Source organism: Pseudaestuariivita sp. (assembly GCF_052825805.1).
Genome location: NZ_JBRBVB010000015.1, coordinates 15,101 through 31,233 on the forward strand (window position 1 = coordinate 15,101; position 16,133 = coordinate 31,233).

Annotated in this window: 15 protein-coding genes; 5 read left to right on the top strand and 10 right to left on the bottom strand. The window is 65.8% G+C overall.

From position 1 onward, the window contains the following. Positions 1-125: 125 nt before the first annotated feature. The 8 genes from ACU0B3_RS16150 to ACU0B3_RS16185 all read right to left on the bottom strand — a co-directional run bounded on the left by ACU0B3_RS16150 (position 126) and on the right by ACU0B3_RS16185 (position 8,265). Entirely contained in the window at positions 126-1,958 is a 1,833-nt protein-coding gene (locus tag ACU0B3_RS16150; protein ID WP_446261905.1) for a M3 family oligoendopeptidase, read from the bottom strand. A gap of 249 nt (positions 1,959-2,207) precedes the next feature. Continuing rightward, positions 2,208-3,017 carry an amidohydrolase family protein gene (locus ACU0B3_RS16155; RefSeq protein WP_446261906.1) on the bottom strand — a complete coding sequence of 270 codons (810 nt, stop codon included), beginning with the start codon at positions 3,015-3,017 and terminating at the stop codon, positions 2,208-2,210. Beyond that, on the bottom strand, positions 3,014-3,433 hold the full coding sequence (gene fosX / locus ACU0B3_RS16160) for a FosX/FosE/FosI family fosfomycin resistance hydrolase (protein ID WP_446261907.1): 420 nt from the start codon (positions 3,431-3,433) through the stop codon (positions 3,014-3,016). Before fosX ends, ACU0B3_RS16155 begins: the two co-directional genes overlap by 4 nt. 36 nt (positions 3,434-3,469) lie before the next feature. Further along, a complete protein-coding gene (locus ACU0B3_RS16165; RefSeq protein WP_446261908.1) occupies positions 3,470-5,059 on the bottom strand; it encodes an ATP-dependent DNA ligase in 1,590 nt (529 codons plus the stop codon). Continuing rightward, complete coding sequence (locus ACU0B3_RS16170) at positions 5,056-5,943, bottom strand: alpha/beta hydrolase (RefSeq protein ID WP_446261909.1); 888 nt, start codon at positions 5,941-5,943, stop codon at positions 5,056-5,058. The genes ACU0B3_RS16165 and ACU0B3_RS16170 overlap by 4 nt, the downstream gene beginning before the upstream one ends. Beyond that, positions 5,940-6,944, bottom strand: a complete 1,005-nt coding sequence (locus tag ACU0B3_RS16175) for a ligase-associated DNA damage response exonuclease (protein ID WP_446261910.1) — start codon at positions 6,942-6,944, stop codon at positions 5,940-5,942. Before ACU0B3_RS16175 ends, ACU0B3_RS16170 begins: the two co-directional genes overlap by 4 nt. A 47-nt stretch (positions 6,945-6,991) precedes the next feature. Continuing rightward, positions 6,992-7,975, bottom strand: a complete 984-nt coding sequence (locus ACU0B3_RS16180; protein ID WP_446261911.1) for an alpha/beta fold hydrolase — start codon at positions 7,973-7,975, stop codon at positions 6,992-6,994. Then, a complete protein-coding gene (locus tag ACU0B3_RS16185) occupies positions 7,975-8,265 on the bottom strand; it encodes an SCP2 sterol-binding domain-containing protein (RefSeq protein ID WP_446261912.1) in 291 nt (96 codons plus the stop codon). Before ACU0B3_RS16185 ends, ACU0B3_RS16180 begins: the two co-directional genes overlap by 1 nt. 121 nt (positions 8,266-8,386) lie before the next feature. Here ACU0B3_RS16185 and ACU0B3_RS16190 point away from each other — a divergent pair, with 121 nt between their 5' ends. The 5 genes from ACU0B3_RS16190 to ACU0B3_RS16210 all read left to right on the top strand — a co-directional run bounded on the left by ACU0B3_RS16190 (position 8,387) and on the right by ACU0B3_RS16210 (position 13,378). Then, on the top strand, positions 8,387-8,923 hold the full coding sequence (locus ACU0B3_RS16190; RefSeq protein WP_446261913.1) for a tetratricopeptide repeat protein: 537 nt from the start codon (positions 8,387-8,389) through the stop codon (positions 8,921-8,923). A 22-nt stretch (positions 8,924-8,945) separates the two neighbouring features. Further along, positions 8,946-11,849, top strand: coding sequence for a helicase-related protein (locus tag ACU0B3_RS16195; RefSeq protein ID WP_446261914.1), 2,904 nt, complete (start codon positions 8,946-8,948; stop codon positions 11,847-11,849). A gap of 3 nt (positions 11,850-11,852) precedes the next feature. Continuing rightward, positions 11,853-12,254 (top strand): RNA-binding S4 domain-containing protein, encoded by a 402-nt coding sequence (locus ACU0B3_RS16200; protein ID WP_446261915.1) that lies wholly within the window; start codon positions 11,853-11,855, stop codon positions 12,252-12,254. A 36-nt stretch (positions 12,255-12,290) separates the two neighbouring features. Continuing rightward, positions 12,291-12,629: a ferredoxin FdxA gene (fdxA, locus tag ACU0B3_RS16205; RefSeq protein WP_446261916.1), complete on the top strand. Its 339-nt coding sequence runs from the start codon at positions 12,291-12,293 to the stop codon at positions 12,627-12,629. Positions 12,630-12,865: 236 nt separating this feature from the next. Then, positions 12,866-13,378: a CarD family transcriptional regulator gene (locus ACU0B3_RS16210; RefSeq protein ID WP_446261917.1), complete on the top strand. Its 513-nt coding sequence runs from the start codon at positions 12,866-12,868 to the stop codon at positions 13,376-13,378. Positions 13,379-13,659: 281 nt separating this feature from the next. Here ACU0B3_RS16210 and ACU0B3_RS16215 read toward each other — a convergent pair whose 3' ends face one another. Then, entirely contained in the window at positions 13,660-15,591 is a 1,932-nt protein-coding gene (locus ACU0B3_RS16215; protein ID WP_446261918.1) for a cation:proton antiporter domain-containing protein, read from the bottom strand. A gap of 15 nt (positions 15,592-15,606) precedes the next feature. Next, complete coding sequence (locus ACU0B3_RS16220) at positions 15,607-16,062, bottom strand: Lrp/AsnC family transcriptional regulator (RefSeq protein ID WP_446261919.1); 456 nt, start codon at positions 16,060-16,062, stop codon at positions 15,607-15,609. Between the last annotated feature and the right edge of the window lie 71 nt (positions 16,063-16,133).

Here is a 16,133-nt window from a genome sequence, read left to right on the forward strand (position 1 = left end):
ATAGAGAAACAGAAGTTCACGCGCCGCCCCATGGGGGCGGGACGGCGCGGCCTGACCGTGCCGGTCAGGCGGGTGCTCAATTCTAAGCGATGTTCATTCAGGTTCCGCGGCGACTGCCTCTGCGCCTACTCCTCCAGCGCTTCCAACTCGTCGATGAACCCTTCGATCATGCTCAGCCCCTTGTCCCAGAAGGCAGGGTCCGTGGCATCGAGGCCAAAGGGCTTCAAAAGCTCCGAATGGTGCTTGGACCCGCCCGCCTTGAGCATGTCGAAATACTTTTCCTCGAAGCCCTCGGGGGTGTCCTGGTAGTTGGCATAAAGCGCGTTCACCAGCCCGTCGCCAAAGGCGTAGGCGTAGACGTAGAAGGGCGAGTGCACGAAGTGCGGGATGTAGGCCCAGAAGGTCTCGTACCCGTCCATGAAGGTAAACGCGGGCCCAAGGCTTTCGGCCTGCACCGACATCCAGAGCGCGTTGATGTCGTCTGGCGTCAGCTCCCCGGCGCGGCGCGCCTCGTGCAGCTTGCACTCGAAATCGTAGAAGGCGATCTGCCGCACAACGGTGTTGATCATGTCCTCGACCTTGCCCGCGAGCAGCACCTTGCGGGTGGCATTGTCGGGCGCAGCGTCCAGCATCTTGCGGAAGGTCAGCATCTCCCCGAATACCGACGCGGTCTCGGCCAGCGTCAGCGGCGTCGAGGAGAGCATCTCCCCCTGATCCGCCGCAAGCACCTGATGAACGCCATGCCCCAACTCGTGCGCAAGCGTCATCACGTCGCGCGGTTTGCCGAGGTAGTTGAGCATCACGTAGGGGTGCACATCGACCACCGTGGGATGCGCAAAGGCGCCCGGGGCTTTGCCGGGTTTCACCGCCGCGTCGATCCAGCCTTTCTCGAAGAAGGGCTGGGCCAGCTCGCCCATGCGCGGATCAAAGGCGTTGTAGGCGTCCATCACCGTGCGCGTCGCCTCGGTCCAGTCGACAATGCGCGTGTCCTCCATCGGGAGCGGCGCGTTGCGGTCCCAGACTTCCAGCGTGTCGAGGCCCAGCCACTTGCGCTTGAGCTCATAGTAGCGGTGCGACAGGCGCGGGTAGGCTTTGACCACCGCGTTGCGCAGGGCCTCGACCACCTCCGGCTCGACGTCGTTCGAGAGGTGACGGCCGGTTTGCGGCGTCTCCATCCCGCGCCAGCGGTCGAGGATCTCCTTCTCCTTGGCTTGGGTGTTGTGCACCCGGGCGAAGGTCTTGACGTTCTCGCCCAGCACCTTTGCCAGCTCATGCGCCGCCGCCTCACGCTTGCTCCGGTCCTGCTCGGTCAAAAGGTTCAGCGTGCCTTCGATGTTCAGCTCTTCGCCGTCCACTTCGAATGTCAGCCAGGCAATCGTCTCGTCAAAGAGACGCTCCCAGGCATCGCCCACCACACCCAGATCGTGCAGGAATTTCTCCAGCTCGTCGCTCAGCTGATAGGGCTTCATCGCGCGCAGGCGGTCGAAGGCAGGCTTGTAGCGCGCGAGCTCGGCGTTGCGGGCAAAGTGGCCGTCCAGCACGTCATCCTCGAGCCGGTTCAGCTCGAGCGAGAAGAAGACGAGCGGCGTCGAATAGACGGTGACTTTCTCCTGCAAGTCCGAGAGCGCCTTGGCCCGGTCGGCGTCGGTGGTCAGCTGGTAGTAGCGGAGGCCCGCGTAGGACATGATGCGCCCCGAGACGGTCGAGATCTTTTCGTTCCGCTGGATACAGGTGAGGAAGGCGTCGGCATCGAGATCTGCGAGCTTGTTCTCGTAGTCGCTGGCGAAGGACGCGCATTCCGCCTCGAGCCAATCGAGGTCGCGTTTCAGCTCGGGCGCATCCGGCGCGGGGTAGAGGTCCGTCAGGTCCCATTCCGGCAGATCACCCAGCCCGTCCGTCCCGGAGGAGGCGTTGGCATCGCGGACGGGAAAGGGGAAGCGCAGATCTGTGGGGCGCATGGGAACTCCGTGTGTTGTGTTTGCTCTGAGATAGGCAGGCGTGGGGGTGAAGTACAGGCTGGAGGGTAGGTTCTTTGACTTCTTGGCCGCGCGCGTAGATCAAAGCACCCGCTTAACAGATACTGTTAAGCCGCGCCGTCCCGCCCCCCCCTGGGGCGGCGCGATTGCGCCACCCCGCGGGACGGCGCGTGAACTATTGTACCAAATGCGAGCGACGCAAATCGCTCACTGTATTGGTTTTGCATGGTCTCAAATGCCGTAAAGCCGGGCCGGGTTCTCGGCAAAGACCTTCGGAATCACTTCCCCCGGCAAAGCCGCAACTAAAGCATCGCGCTGCGCCATCGGGTCCGGTACAGACACGCCACCCAGCATCAGGTGCGGCCAGTCCGACCCCCAAAGGCAGCGCTCGGAGTTGGCCTCGGCAAGGCTCGTCAGAACAGCCAAAGCGTCTTCAGGCCCTTTCGACCAGCGATGCGGGGCGGAGAGCTTGGTCCAGGCTTTCCCTTCGGACAACAACGCACGCAAAGCCTGATGGCCTGCATCCTCAACGCCGAGCGTCGTATCCGGCCAGGCGCAATGGTCGAAGACCACATCGCAGGGCATCGCGCGCACGTCGTCCGCCAGCTCGGCAAGGTGCAGGTGCGAATGGGCGAGCATCTCGATGTGCATTCCGCGCCCGGCCAGCCTCGGCGCCAGAGCTTTTGCCCCGTCCCAGGTCAACACTCCGCCGTGCACGTAGTTGAGCCGCACCGCCTTGGCGCCCGCCGCGCGGAGCCGGTCAAGCTCGGCATCCTCCACATCGTCCGGCACGAGCACCACGGCGGCATAGCCCGCGCCCATCGCCGCCACCGCGTCGAGCGTGATGCTGTTGTCCGTGCCGTAGAGGATCGAATGCACGATGACGCCTTTGGTGCAGCCTAGCTCCGCCTGATGGGCCCGGTACTTTGCCAGCCAATCGTCCAAAGTCCCTGCCGCGGGCGTCTCGACGGCTTTGGGAGACAGCGCGTAGTCATCTCCAATCAGGTGCACATGGCAGTTGGCGGCGTTCTCGGGGATCATGGCGTCTCCTTCTGTCCCTTCGCGTAGCGTGTAAGCCCGGTTTCCAAAGTCCCGGTATGCAGCTCGAAGAGGTGAGTGTCGTGGTCGTGAAAGTAAAGCGAGCGCCCTTCGCCCGGCACCCTCGGACGGCTCTCGCGCAGGTCGAGGTCCAGACGCTCGATGGCGGCACGCTTGGCGTCAAAGTCGGTCTCGTCGATCTTGAAGGCGATGTGGTTGTAGGTGCGGCTCGGCAGCGGCTCACCTTGCATCACCGCGACCCAGAGCCCCGCGATGTTGTAGAAGCGCTCGGGCGACAGGGAGAAGGTTTCCTCTCCGCTGTCATAGATCTTCCGCGCGTCCAGAACCTGCGTGAGGACCTCCTCCATCCGGTCAAGGTCCTGCGCGATAAAGCTCATGTGGCTCAGCCCGGTCACCATCGACGCGCCTCCGTAGGATGGGTGATATCACCCATCCTACCCGTAGACCCGCAGCATCTCGTTGAGATCATCGAGCGTATTTGCCTCCGCCAACGGCTTGTCCTTGCGCCAGCGGCTCATGCGGGGAAAGCGCAAAGCGACGCCGGATTTGTGCCGGGTCGACGCCTGGATGCCCTCGAAGGCGATCTCGAAGACGTGGTGCGGTGTGACCTGCCGGACGGGGCCGAACTTTTGCAGCGTGTTCTTGCGCACCCATGCGGTGATCTCCCGGAACTCCGCGTCGGTCAGCCCGGAATAGGCCTTGGTGAACGGCACCAGTGCGTCGCCGTTCCGCACCGCAAAGGTAAAGTCGGTAAAGAGGTTCGCCCGCCGCCCCGAGCCCGACTGCGCGTAGATCATCACCGCGTCAATGGTGAGCGGGTCGAGCTTCCACTTCCACCAATCGCCCTTCTTGCGGCCCACCTGGTAGGCGCCCGCCTTGGACTTGAGCATGAGCCCTTCGGCGGCGTTTTCGCGGGCGGTGCTTCGAATATCGGCAAGGTCGTCCCAGCTGTCGAATGCGAGGCGCGCGGGCAGCCGCAACGGCGCAGCCGGCGGCAACGGCGCGATGAGCGCCTCGAGGAGCGCGCGCCGCTCAGCCATCGGCGTCTCGCGTAAGTCCTGCCCCTCCCCTTCGAGGAGGTCATAGGCGGCGAGCACCACGGGGATCTCGGCCAGCATCTTCTTCGAGACCGTCTTGCGACCGATCCGCTTTTGGAGCGCGTTGAAGGGGAGGGGGCCGTCCTGCCAGGCGAGGATCTCCCCGTCGAGCACGGTGCCGTCCGGCAGCCAGTCTGGCGCAGCGTGGAACTCGGGGTAGCGGTCCGTCACCAGCTCCTCGCCGCGCGACCAGACATGCACCTGCCGGTCGCGCACGATGAGTTGACCCCGGATGCCGTCCCATTTCCACTCCGCCTGCCAGTCCTCGGGCGGGCCGAGATCCTGCGGCTCCCCCTCAAGCGCGTAGGCGAGGTAGAACGGGTAGGGACGCGATCCTGCCGCCGCCGGGTCATCCGCTTCGATCAGAGCGTGAAAGGAGGTCGTCTCAGGCGTCCAATCACCCATCAGCCGGTGCGCCAGGTCGGTCTCCTCCTGCCCCGTCGCCTGCGCCAGCGCGCGGGTCATCAGCTTTTGGCTCACTCCCATGCGAAATCCGCCCGTCAGGAGCTTGTTGAAGACAAAGCGCTCGGTGGTCTCTAGCCCGTCCCAAGCCTCGAGGATTGCGGCGCGGCGGGCCTCGATCTCGACCGCCTGCAGCGCTTTCAGCGCGGTAATCCAATGCGTCAGAGAGTGGTCCGAGCTGGCGGTGGCGCGGGGCAGGACTAGCGCGATGGTCTCGCTGAGATCGCCCACGATGGGGTAGGCTTCCTCAAAGAGCCAGAGCGGGATGCCGGCCACCTCTGCCGCCCATTCCCGCAGCTGCGTGGTGGTGACCGCGCGTTTCGGCCTGCGACCCGAGAAAAGCGCGACGGTCCAGAGCTTGTCGTCATCTGGCGCGGTGCGGAAATATTCGGCGAGCGCTGCCGTCTTGGCGCTTGTTTTGTTGGTCTCGTCGATGCGGGTGAAGAGGCGGGCGAAGTCCTTCACCCCAGATGGCCTTTCAGGAAGGCGCCGATGCGGGTGACAGAGTCCGTGGCTTCCCGCGTGCGTCCGACGTTGAGTTGCCAGACATGATGGACGTCCGACCATGGCTCTACAGTCACTTGCGGGCTTTTGGCGGCGAGGCGGGTGGCGTGGGAATAGAGCAGCTCCTCCCGCCCCACATGCAGCAGCGTGGGGGGCAAGTCCGAGAGGTCGGCATAGAGCGGCGAGACGCCGGGGTCCTTGGGATCATGCCCCGCGAGGTAGAGCGGGATCGCGCGATGCGCCCAGGCGGCGGGCAGCAGCATGTCGTCGTCGCGCGCCAGCGCCTCGGTATTCGCGGGGGAGGCCATGTCGAGGTCGGTGGCCGGGGACAGCAATCCGAGCGCCGCGGGCTGGGGCAATCCGGCGTCACGTGCGCGGAGCGCAGTGGTGAGGGTGAGGCACCCGCCGGCGCTGTCACCCGCGATCACGATCTGCTCGGGCGCGTATTCGGCGAGTGCCGCTTTGTAGACGGCGAGGCAATCCTCCGGCGCGGCAGGGTAGGGCGTCTCGGGCGCCATGCGGTAGTCGGGCAGCCAGACCTTGGCGCCGATGGCCTCCCCCAGCCACGCGCCGAGCCAGCGGTGGGTGAAGGACGAGCCGATCGTGAAGCCCCCGCCGTGGATGTAGATCAGCAGCGCGCTGCCTGCCGAGGGCGGCGTCTGCACCTGCACCTCGACGCCGTTCTTATCCGCGCGCATCGTGCGGGTGCCGCGCAGCGGCTTGGCGCTGAAGGCGGTCGCGGCGAACATGCACCGCAACAGCGGCTGGTTCGCGACCCGGGCCAGCATCGGCTTTTGCAGATAGCGCGCGTTGAGGTTGAAGAGGTGCTGAGTGCGCGAGGTCATGCGGCGTCCGCCTCCTCGGTCTCGTCGCCGCCGTAGTCAGCCTCCCAGACCTGCGCGTCGAGGCCGCGCTCTTCGCGCAGGTACCGGGCAAAGACATCGGTGTAGCCGTGTGTGGCGTAGACGTGCTCGGCGCCGGTCTCGGCAATGGCCGAGAGGAGGCCGGGCCAGTCGGCATGGTCCGAGATCACGAACCCCCGGTCTCCTGCCCGCCTGCGGCGGATGCCACGCAGACCCATCCAGCCGGAGGCAAACGCGGTGGAGCGCTGGCCGAAGGCGCGCGCCCAGGTGCCTTCGAGAGCTCCGGGCGGGGCGATCACCAGCGCATCGCGCGGCGGCTTCCCGTCCTCGCCGGTCCAGTGGGTCGTGTCGGGCAGGTCCACGCCTTGATTTCGGAGAACGGCGTTGGTGGCCTCGACCGCACCGTGGGTGAGGACCGGGCCGATGGAAGCGTCCACGTTGGCGATCAACCTCTGCGCCTTGCCAAGCGAATAGGCGCCGAGCATCGACACCACGCCCGCGGCGGCATTGGCGCGCCACCAACCGTTGACTTGGTCCATGACCGCTGGCTGAGGCTGCCATCGGAAGACCGGCAGGCCGAAGGTGCATTCGGTGATGAAATGGTGGCACCGCACCGGCTCGAACGGCTCGGAGAGGCCGTCAGCCTCGACCTTGTAGTCACCCGAAACGACCCAGACCTCGCCGTCCACCTCGACCCGGATTTGCGCCGAGCCCGGGACATGGCCTGCGGGATAAAAGGACACGCTCGCCCCGCCGATGCGGCGTGTCTCGCCATAGCCGATCCCTTCGGCGTCGATGGTGCCGAGCCGGTGGCGTAGGACGGGCAGGGCGGCATGGGTGGCCAGATAGCTCTGCATTCCCGGGCGCGCGTGGTCCGCATGTCCGTGGGTGATCAGCGCGCGGGGCACCGGGCGCCAGGGGTCGATGAAGAAGTCGCCGGCGGCGCAGTAGATGCCGCGGTCGGTGTGGGTCAGCACTGCCATGAGGCGAGTATAGAGGGACGCGGGGAGCCGTCCAGCGGCGCAGGCACCTAGCCTTGTGAGGCAATGTTCCGAGCGGTGGGCTGCGCCTGCCGCGCGGCGTCGAAATGCACGACGATCGTGTCGAGGATTTCCGTGCGCACGGCCGCGCGCTCCATCAGCACTTCGTGCTCGGCGTCCTGTGCGTAATGCAGCTGCGCCCCGGGCCAGGCGGCCATGCGCTGCTCGATCCGCGGAACGTCGACGATTCGCTCGTTGCTGCCGACAAACGCCACGCACGGCAGATCCGGCGCCGGACGGCGCATCAGCGTCCGGCACTCGCGCAGCGCCTCGTGCAGCCACGTGAGCGAGGGTCCGCCAAGCGCCAGCTGCGGGTAGCGCCCGATCTGGCGCTGCATGTGGTGAAACATCTCGGGGCTGGTGGTCAGCGTGTTGCCCTCGAAGGGCTCGGCGACGACCAGTGCCTCGCGTTTGGTGCTGGGGGCGAAGGTGTGGCCAAGCCCGATCTTCCCGGACCCCCAGCTGATGACCCAGGCGGCGGGTCGCAGGGGCGCGGAGAGGTAGATGCCCCACATCGGTCCGGTAAAGGCGCAGGCCGTGACCGGCAGTCCCTCCATCGCCGCCCGCAGCCCGATGCAGCCGCCCATGGAGTGCCCGATCAGCATGTAAGGCTCCGGCAGGCCCTCGGCACGGGCCAGCTTGACGGCCTCTGCCACGTCGAGCTGGTAGTCGGTGAAGCGCTCCACATGGCCCGCCTGCGGGTCGGCATGCAGCCGGTCCGCGAGGCCCTGCCCGCGCCAGTCCATCACCAGCGTTGAGTAGCCCGCGGCGGTCAAGTGCTTGGCGACACGTCCGTATTTCTCGACATACTCGGTGCGACCAGGGAACATCAGCACGGTGCCCGATGGCTCGGGCGTGCTGTGCAGCCAGACACCTGCGCGCAGTTGCACCCCGTCCGAGGCGGTCAGCCAGAACGCGCGACCGCCCTCCGGCCCGTCCGCAACATCGGCAAAGAGGGGTGCCTCCCGCAGCATCAGGCGAGCACGCTCGCAAGCTTCATCGCCAGGCCCATGTCGCCATCCACCGTCAGCCGGCCACCCATGAAGGCGGACGTAGGGTTGAGCGAGCCCTCGAGGATTTCCTGAAACGTGTCGGCGTCCGCCTTGAGCGTCACGTCGGCCTCCTCGTCGCCCCGGCGCACGCCGGCGTCATCGACCATGATCGCGCCTTCGCCCTCGATGTCGAACTTGACCGTGCCGCCGATGTCGGCGCCGGCAAATTTCTCGGAAAGGACGGAGACCGCCTGGTCCATCGTGTCGCTCATGGGTGTATCCTTATGACAGACTTGTGCGGTGGAAATCACCGCCAAAGGGGTTACACTCCGACTTATGCGTATTCGAGCGAAGTCAATCAAACGTACCGTTGCGGCACTGATGGCCACAGTCATGTTTTCCTTACCTTGGTCCGGGGTGGCGCTGGCCCAGGCGCAGACCCCCGCCGAAGTGATCGAGATGCAGGGCCTTCTGGCCGAGCTCAAGGAGGCGCCCGATCCGCAGACCGCCACCCAAGTGCTGCGCCGCATTCAGCTGGAATGGTCCAAGTCGGGCTCCGCTGCGATGGACCTTTTGCTGAAACGCGGGCGCGACGCGATGGAGGACGGGGAGCTGACGGAGGCCATCGAGCACTTCACCGCGCTCACCGATCACGCGCCGGAATTCGCCGAGGGCTGGCACTCCCGCGCCATGGCCTTTTACCGGCAAGAGCGGTTTGGCCTCGCGGTGGCCGACCTCGAGCGCACGCTCGAGCTGAACCCCGACCATTTCGGCGCCATCCGCGGGATCGGCGCGATCTACGAGAACCTCGGCCGTCCTTTACTCGCCTGGCGCGCCTACAAGCTGGCCGAGACCTATTATCCGTTTGACTCTGAAATCGCCGATGCGCTCAAAAGGCTGCAAGGCCGCGCGGTAGGCGTGGACCTCTAAAAGTCCTTTCGGAGCTCAGGCCATGTCCGAGCGCGCCCGGACCATCGCGGTCCTCGGCCCCACCAACACCGGCAAGACGACCTACGCGCTCGAGCGGATGCTGGGCTATCGCACCGGGATCATCGGCCTGCCGCTGCGCCTCTTGGCGCGGGAGGTCTATGACCGGCTGGTTGCGGCGCGGGGTCCCTCGGTTGTGGCGCTGGTCACCGGAGAGGAGCGCATCGTGCCGCCCCGCACGCAATACTGGGTCTGCACGGTCGAGGCGATGCCGCCCGCCATGGGCTGCGATTTTCTGGCGGTGGATGAAATCCAGCTCTGCGCCGATCCCGAGCGGGGCCATGTCTTTACCGACCGGCTGCTGAACGCGCGCGGGCTCAAGGAGACGCTCTTCCTCGGCGCAGGCACCATGCGCGGACCCATCGCCGCACAAGTGCCGGGGGTCGAGTTCATCTCCCGCGAGCGCATGTCGCAACTCACATATACCGGCTCCAAGAAGGTCCGCGGCCTCGCGCCGCGCTCCGCCATCGTCGGGTTCTCCGTCGAGAACGTCTACGCCATCGCCGAGCTCATCCGCCGCCAAAAGGGCGGCGCTGCCGTCGTCATGGGCGCGCTCAGCCCGCGCACGCGCAATGCCCAGGTCGACATGTACCAGTCAGGGGAGGTCGACTACCTCGTCGCCACGGACGCCATTGGCATGGGGCTGAACCTCGACATCGACCACGTCGCCTTCTCATCCCTGACCAAGTTCGACGGGCGGCGCATGCGTCCCCTTGCTCCCAACGAGCTCGCGCAGATCGCAGGCCGCGCGGGCCGGGGCATGAAGCACGGCACCTTCGGCGTCACGGGCGAGGCGCGCGCCCTCGATGACGAAACCGCCGACGCCATCGTGAACCACCGCTTCACCCCCATCGCCAAGCTCCAGTGGCGCAACTCCAAGCTACGCTTCGGCACGATCGACAGCCTCATCTCGTCCCTTGAAGAAGGGCCAAACGACCTCACGCTCGTGCGTGCCCGCGAGGCCGACGACCTGCGCGCACTCAAGACGCTCTCGGAAATCCCCGACGTCTTTGCCCGCGCCAGCGACCCCGCCTCGGTACAGCTTTTGTGGGATGTCTGCCGCGTCCCGGACTTTCGCGGCATCTCCTCGGGGGAACATGCGAGCCTCCTTGAGCGTATATTCACCGACCTGCACCAGCATGGCGAGATCGCCGAAGACTGGCTCGCGCGTCAGGTGAAACGGATCGACCGCAGCGACGGCGACATCGACACCCTGTCCAAGCGCCTCGCCTTTGTGCGGACCTGGACCTATGTGGCGCAGCGCGCCGATTGGCTGCGCGACGAAAAGCATTGGCGCGGGGAGACCCGGGCTGTAGAAGACCGCTTGTCAGACGCCCTCCATGGCGCGCTGACGCAGAGATTTGTCGACCGGCGGACATCCGTCTTGCTCCGGCGGTTGAAACAGAAGGAGGCCCTTTTGGCCGAAGTGAACGATCAAGGTGAAGTGACGGTTGAGGGCGAGTTCGCCGGCCGTCTTGAAGGGTTCCGGTTCAACCAGGACAAGTCCGCGCAAGGCCAGGAGGCCAAGACGCTCAAGGCCGCCTCGCTGCAGGCGCTCGCGCCGCATTTCCATTTGCGCGCCGACAGGTTCTACAACGCCCCCGATACCGAGATCGACTTTACCGACCAGGGTGGCCTTATGTGGGGCGATCAGGCGGTGGGCCGTCTGGCTGCGGGCGATGATCCCCTGAAGCCGCGCATCGTCGCCTTCGTGGACGAGGCCGCCGGGCCGGACGTGCAGCAAAAGGTCGAGCGCCGCCTCCAGCACTTCATGGATCGCAAGATCGCTGCGCTCTTCGAGCCGCTTCTGGGTCTCAAGAACGACGAGGCGCTGACGGGTCTGGCGCGCGGCTTTGCCTTCCGCATGGTCGAGGCAATGGGCGTCCTTCAGCGCACTTCCGTTGCAGACGAAGTCAAGTCGCTCGATCAGGACGCGCGCGGCGCGCTGCGCAAGCACGGGCTGCGGTTCGGGCAATACACCATCTTTATGCCGCTGCTGCTCAAACCCGCGCCGACCCGTCTGCGCTTGGTGCTGTGGTCGCTCGCAGCTGGTCTTGACGACTTCCCCTCCGCCCCGCCGCCGGGTCTGGTGACGGTTCCGGCGAATTCGCTCACGCCGCAGGGCGTGGATACCGTGGCCGGCTACCGCATCTCGGGCGAGCGCGCGATCCGCATCGACATGCTTGAACGCCTCGCCGACCAGCTTCGCTCCGAAGACAGCCGCGGCGGCTTCGAGGCCAAGCCCGACATGCTCTCCATCACCGGCATGACGCTCGAGCAATTTGCCGACCTCATGCAGGGCATGGGCTACAAGGCCGAACGCACCGAGCGTGAAAAAGTCAAACCGGTCGATGCCGTCATCTCGGGCGCGCCGGATGGCGACACGCCCGTGATGGATGCCGGCGACATGGCACCGGCGTTGCCCCCCGTGGACGGCGCTCCGATCGACGAGCCGCCGGCAAGCGATCCGGTCGAGGCCGTCGAAGAGATCGTCGACGATGGTATCGCGCCCGTGGCCGAAACGCTGCCGGACGCTGCCGATGCGCCTGCGGTGCCTGAAGTGGCAGCGACCGAAGTGCTGCCCGGCACTGTAATCGACGCCGATGCCGCCGGTCCCGAAATGGAAGTGGTCTACACCTTCACCTGGGGTCGCAAACCGCCCAATCAGCAGGGCCGTCGCGGCGGCGCGGGTGGCGGGAAGGGCGACCGGAACCGTGGCGGCGGCAAGGGCAAAGGCAAGCCGCGCGGCAAACCCGGCGGCGGCAAGCCGCAAGGTGCCAAATCCTTCGAGGCCCGCCCGCCGAAGAAGGACAAGGCCGTCGATCCCGACAACCCCTTTGCCGCCCTGGCCGCTTTGAAGAAGAGCTGACGCTTGGAGGCGAAACTTCGGCTCGACAAATGGCTCTGGTACGCGCGGTTCTTCAAGACCCGCGCGCTCGCCGCCCGGATGATCAGCGACGGCAAGGTGCGCATCGACGGCGTGCATGCCAAGAAACCCTCGCAAAGCATTACCCCCGGCCAGACCCTCACTTTCCCCCAAGGGCGCATCATCCGCGTCGTGACGATCACCGCACTTGCGACGCGGCGCGGTCCTGCGCCGGAGGCTCAAGCGCTCTACGATGACCTGACGCCCCCGCCGCCTCCGAAAGAGGAGAGGGCGCCTGCGTTCAAGGGCAAGGGCAGGCCCACCAAGCGCGACCGCCGCACTCACGACCGTGTGCGCAACGCGCATCTTGAAGGCGATGCGGGGCTGGGCTATGCCGAACCCGACTGACACCGCCACCCTGTTGGACACTCCCAAAGGTCACCCATGACTTACATCGTCAACGACGCCTGCATCGCCTGCAAATACACCGACTGCGTCGAAGTCTGCCCCGTGGACTGCTTCTACGAGGGCGAGAACATGCTGGTGATCCACCCCGACGAGTGCATCGACTGCGGCGTCTGCGAGCCCGAGTGCCCCGCCGAGGCGATCAAGCCCGACACCGATCCGGGCGCCGAGGAATGGGTCGATTTCAACCGCAAATACGCGGAAAAGTGGCCGGTCATCATCACCAAGAAAGACCCGCTGCCCGAAGCCGAAGAGCGCGACGGCGAGGCTGGCAAGCTCGAGAAGTACTTCAGCGAGGCCGCCGGCGAGGGCGGTTGAACCGGCGCGTCCGCGGACGCAGCAACACTCTGTTCGCAGGACGTTGCGGCGTAACCTCTGGAAACTGCCCCATTTTTGTGCTATTTACATAATTGATCCAGTTCACGCGCTGGCCGGACGCCTTGTCTGCACATTCCGGTCCTGCACCAGATTCCGGCACTGACGCGCCAGGGCACACCCCGGCGGGGTTGGTTTTTGGTCCGTCCAGCGCCGCCACGACCTGAGAAAGGCCCCACATGAGCAAAGCGAAATCCTACGCCTTCCGCCCCGACGACTTTGTCGTCTATCCCGCGCACGGCGTCGGCAAGATCGTCTCGATCGAAGAGCAGGAGGTCGCGGGCATGTCGCTCGAGCTCTTCGTGATCGCCTTCGAAAAGGACAAGATGACGCTGCGGGTGCCCACCAACAAGGTGGTCGAGGTCGGCATGCGCTCGCTTTCTCCGCCCGACGTGGTCGATCAGGCGATGAAGACGCTCAAGGGCAAGGCCCGCGTGAAACGCGCCATGTGGTCGCGCCGCGCGCAGGAATACGAGCAAAAGATCAACTCGGGCGATTTGATTTCGATTGCCGAGGTGGTCCGCGACCTCCACCGCAGCGACGACCAGCGCGAGCAAAGCTACTCCGAACGGCAGCTTTACGAGGCGGCGCTAGAGCGTCTGACGCGGGAAGTATCGGCGGTTTCGGGTGGAGATGACGTGACCGCGGCCAAGAAGGTCGACGAAGTGCTGATGTCCCGCGCTGCGGCCTGAGCCTGTTCTCGCTACACAAATGGACCGGTCTGCGCTGCAGGCCGGTTTCTTTGCGAGAGGTCCCAAAGTTGCGGACGCTTGCCAGATAAGCCTAGGCCTATCTCGAAGCTCCCGCCTGACAGGCACTGTCAGGCCGCGTCATGCCAAAGGCATGCCTCCGGCATGACCCGCCCGCGTCAAACCGTAGGTTTGCCTCTGGCAAAACGGGCGGCGCGATTGCGCCACCCCGGATCCGCGCGTGAACAGCGGTTTCGAGCTATTTAAGTCAAGAATCCCCAACCCTACCGCCGCCCCGGCATCGTCTTGGACCGCGCGTCCGTGTGCGCCTCGGCATCCGCATCCCGCGCGTCGCCCACTTCGATCTGGTTGAGCAGGGCTGTCTGCAACTCCTCTTCCAGCTCGCGCACGCGCTGGATGTAGGGCTTGTTTTCCGACGGCGGCACATCCGGCCGCCAGAGCTCCGCCAGCTCCAGTAAAGCGTGCCGGTCGTGCGCGTAGAACGTCTCCTGCGCGCGGTGCGCTTCATACTCGTTAAGCCCCGCATGCTCGAGCACATAGCGCCCGGCGCGCAGCGAACTGTCGAAGGTCTCCCGCACGATGTCGTCCGCACCCGCCCGGTAGAGCCGGTAGACGTGGTTGCGGTCCCGCGCCCGCGCCACGATGTGCAGGTCGGGACGCTCCTTGCGAGCGACCGCCACCAGCCGCACAGCGGCGTCCGCGTCGTCGATGCAGACCGCCAGCACGCGGGCGTCGTCGATCCCTGCCGAGCGCAGGATGTCGAGCCGCGTGGGATCGCCAAAGAACCCCTTGAAGCCGAACCGCCGCATCAGCTGGATCGTCTTGACAGAATTGTCGATCACCACCGTCTCGAGCCCCGAGGAGCGCACCAGCCGGTTCACGATCTGCCCGAAACGCCCGACGCCCGCGATGATGACCGGCCCGGTCTCGTCGACCTCGTCCTCCTCGACAGCTTCGGCCTCGTCCACCATCCGCCGTGACAAAGCGTCGCAGAGGATAAAGAGCAGCGGCGTAATCAGCATCGACAGCGCCACGATCAGCAAGAGCTGCTCGCTCAAGGGACCCGGCAAGACCGATTGCTGGATCGCAAAGGAGATCAGCACGAAGCCGAACTCGCCGGCCTGTGCCAGCCCCAGGGTAAAGAGCCACTGATCGCGCCGTTTGAGCTTGAACGCGCGGCCAAGGCCGTAGAGCACGATCCCCTTGATGACCATGATTCCGAGCGTTGCGCCGATGATCTGCAGCGGCGCGCCAAGCAGCACGTCGAACTGGATGCCCGCCCCGACGGTCATGAAAAAGAGCCCGAGGAGCAGGCCCTTGAACGGCTCGAGGTCACTCTCGATCTCGTGCTTGAACTCGGAATTGGCCAGCACCACACCCGCCAGGAACGTGCCGAGCGCCGGGGACAAGCCCACCAGCGTCATCAGGAACGCGATCCCGACCACCAGCGCCAGGCTCAGCGCGACGTACATCTCGCGCAGCCGCGTCTGGTGGATGTAGGCAAAAAGCGGCCCGGCCAGGTAGCGCCCGGCCAGGATCACCACCAACACCGCGCCGATGGTGACCAGCGTTACGCCCCAGCCTGGCAGCCCCTCGACCAGCGACATCGCCGCATGGTGATCGTCGTGGTGATCCTCCCCCGCACGCTTGATCGAGCCGTCCGGGTTCAGCGTCGCAATCGCCGGCAGCGCCAGCAGCGGCAGGAACGCCAGGATCGGGATCACCGCCACGTCCTGCGTCAGCAGCACCGAAAAGGTCGACCGGCCGCCCTGGCTCGCCATCAGGCCCTTTTCGCTCAGCGTCTGCAGCACGATCGCCGTCGAGGACAGGGCAAAGATCATGCCGACCGCCAGCGCCGTCGCGAAGGGCAGGCCCAGCATCTGTGCCGCCGCCGCGATCAGCACGGTCGTCAGCACGACCTGCGTCACACCCAGCCCCAGCAGGCGGTGCCGCATGTTCCAGACCGCGCGCGGCTCCAGCTCGAGCCCGATCAGGAACAGCATCATCACGACGCCGAACTCGGCAAAGTGCTGCAGCTCCACTGTCTCCGATCCCACCAGGCCGAGCACCGGCCCGACCATGATCCCCGCCGCCAGGTAGCCCAGCACCGACCCAAGCCCCAGCCGCGTCGCCAGCGGGACAAAGATCACCGCCGCGCCCAGGTAGATGACGGCTTGGGACAGGAACGAGATCATGGTGGTCTTCCAAGTTTAGATCGGCAGGGGCGCGTCCGCCTTGAGCTGGTTCATCACGATCTGGCTGTGCACCCGCGCCACCGCAGCATGCGGCAGGAGGATCTCGTGGATCAACCCGTTGAGTGCCGCAAGGTCCGCACAAATCACGCGCAGCAGGTAATCTGCCTCCCCGGTCAGCGTCCAGACGCTCAGGATCGACGGCTGTAGCGTGACCAGCCGGGTAAAGTCCTTGGCGACCTCCGGGCGATGGCTCGTCAGGATCACCTGCACGAACGCCTGCACGTTGAGATCGAGCGCCTGCGGCTCGAGCCGTGCGCGATAGCCGGCGATCACGCCCGCCTCTTCGAGCCGGGTCCGCCGCCGCCCGATCTGGCTGGCCGAGAGGTTCAGCACCTCTCCGATCTGCTGCGCGGTCAGCGTCGCGTCCCGCTGGAGCAATGCGAGTAATTTGCGGTCTGTCTCGTCAATCATGCGAGTACTGTGCACGTGTGAGCTAAAAAACGCAAGAAACGCGCTTCGAAGCGCGCGAACAGCTCATCCAA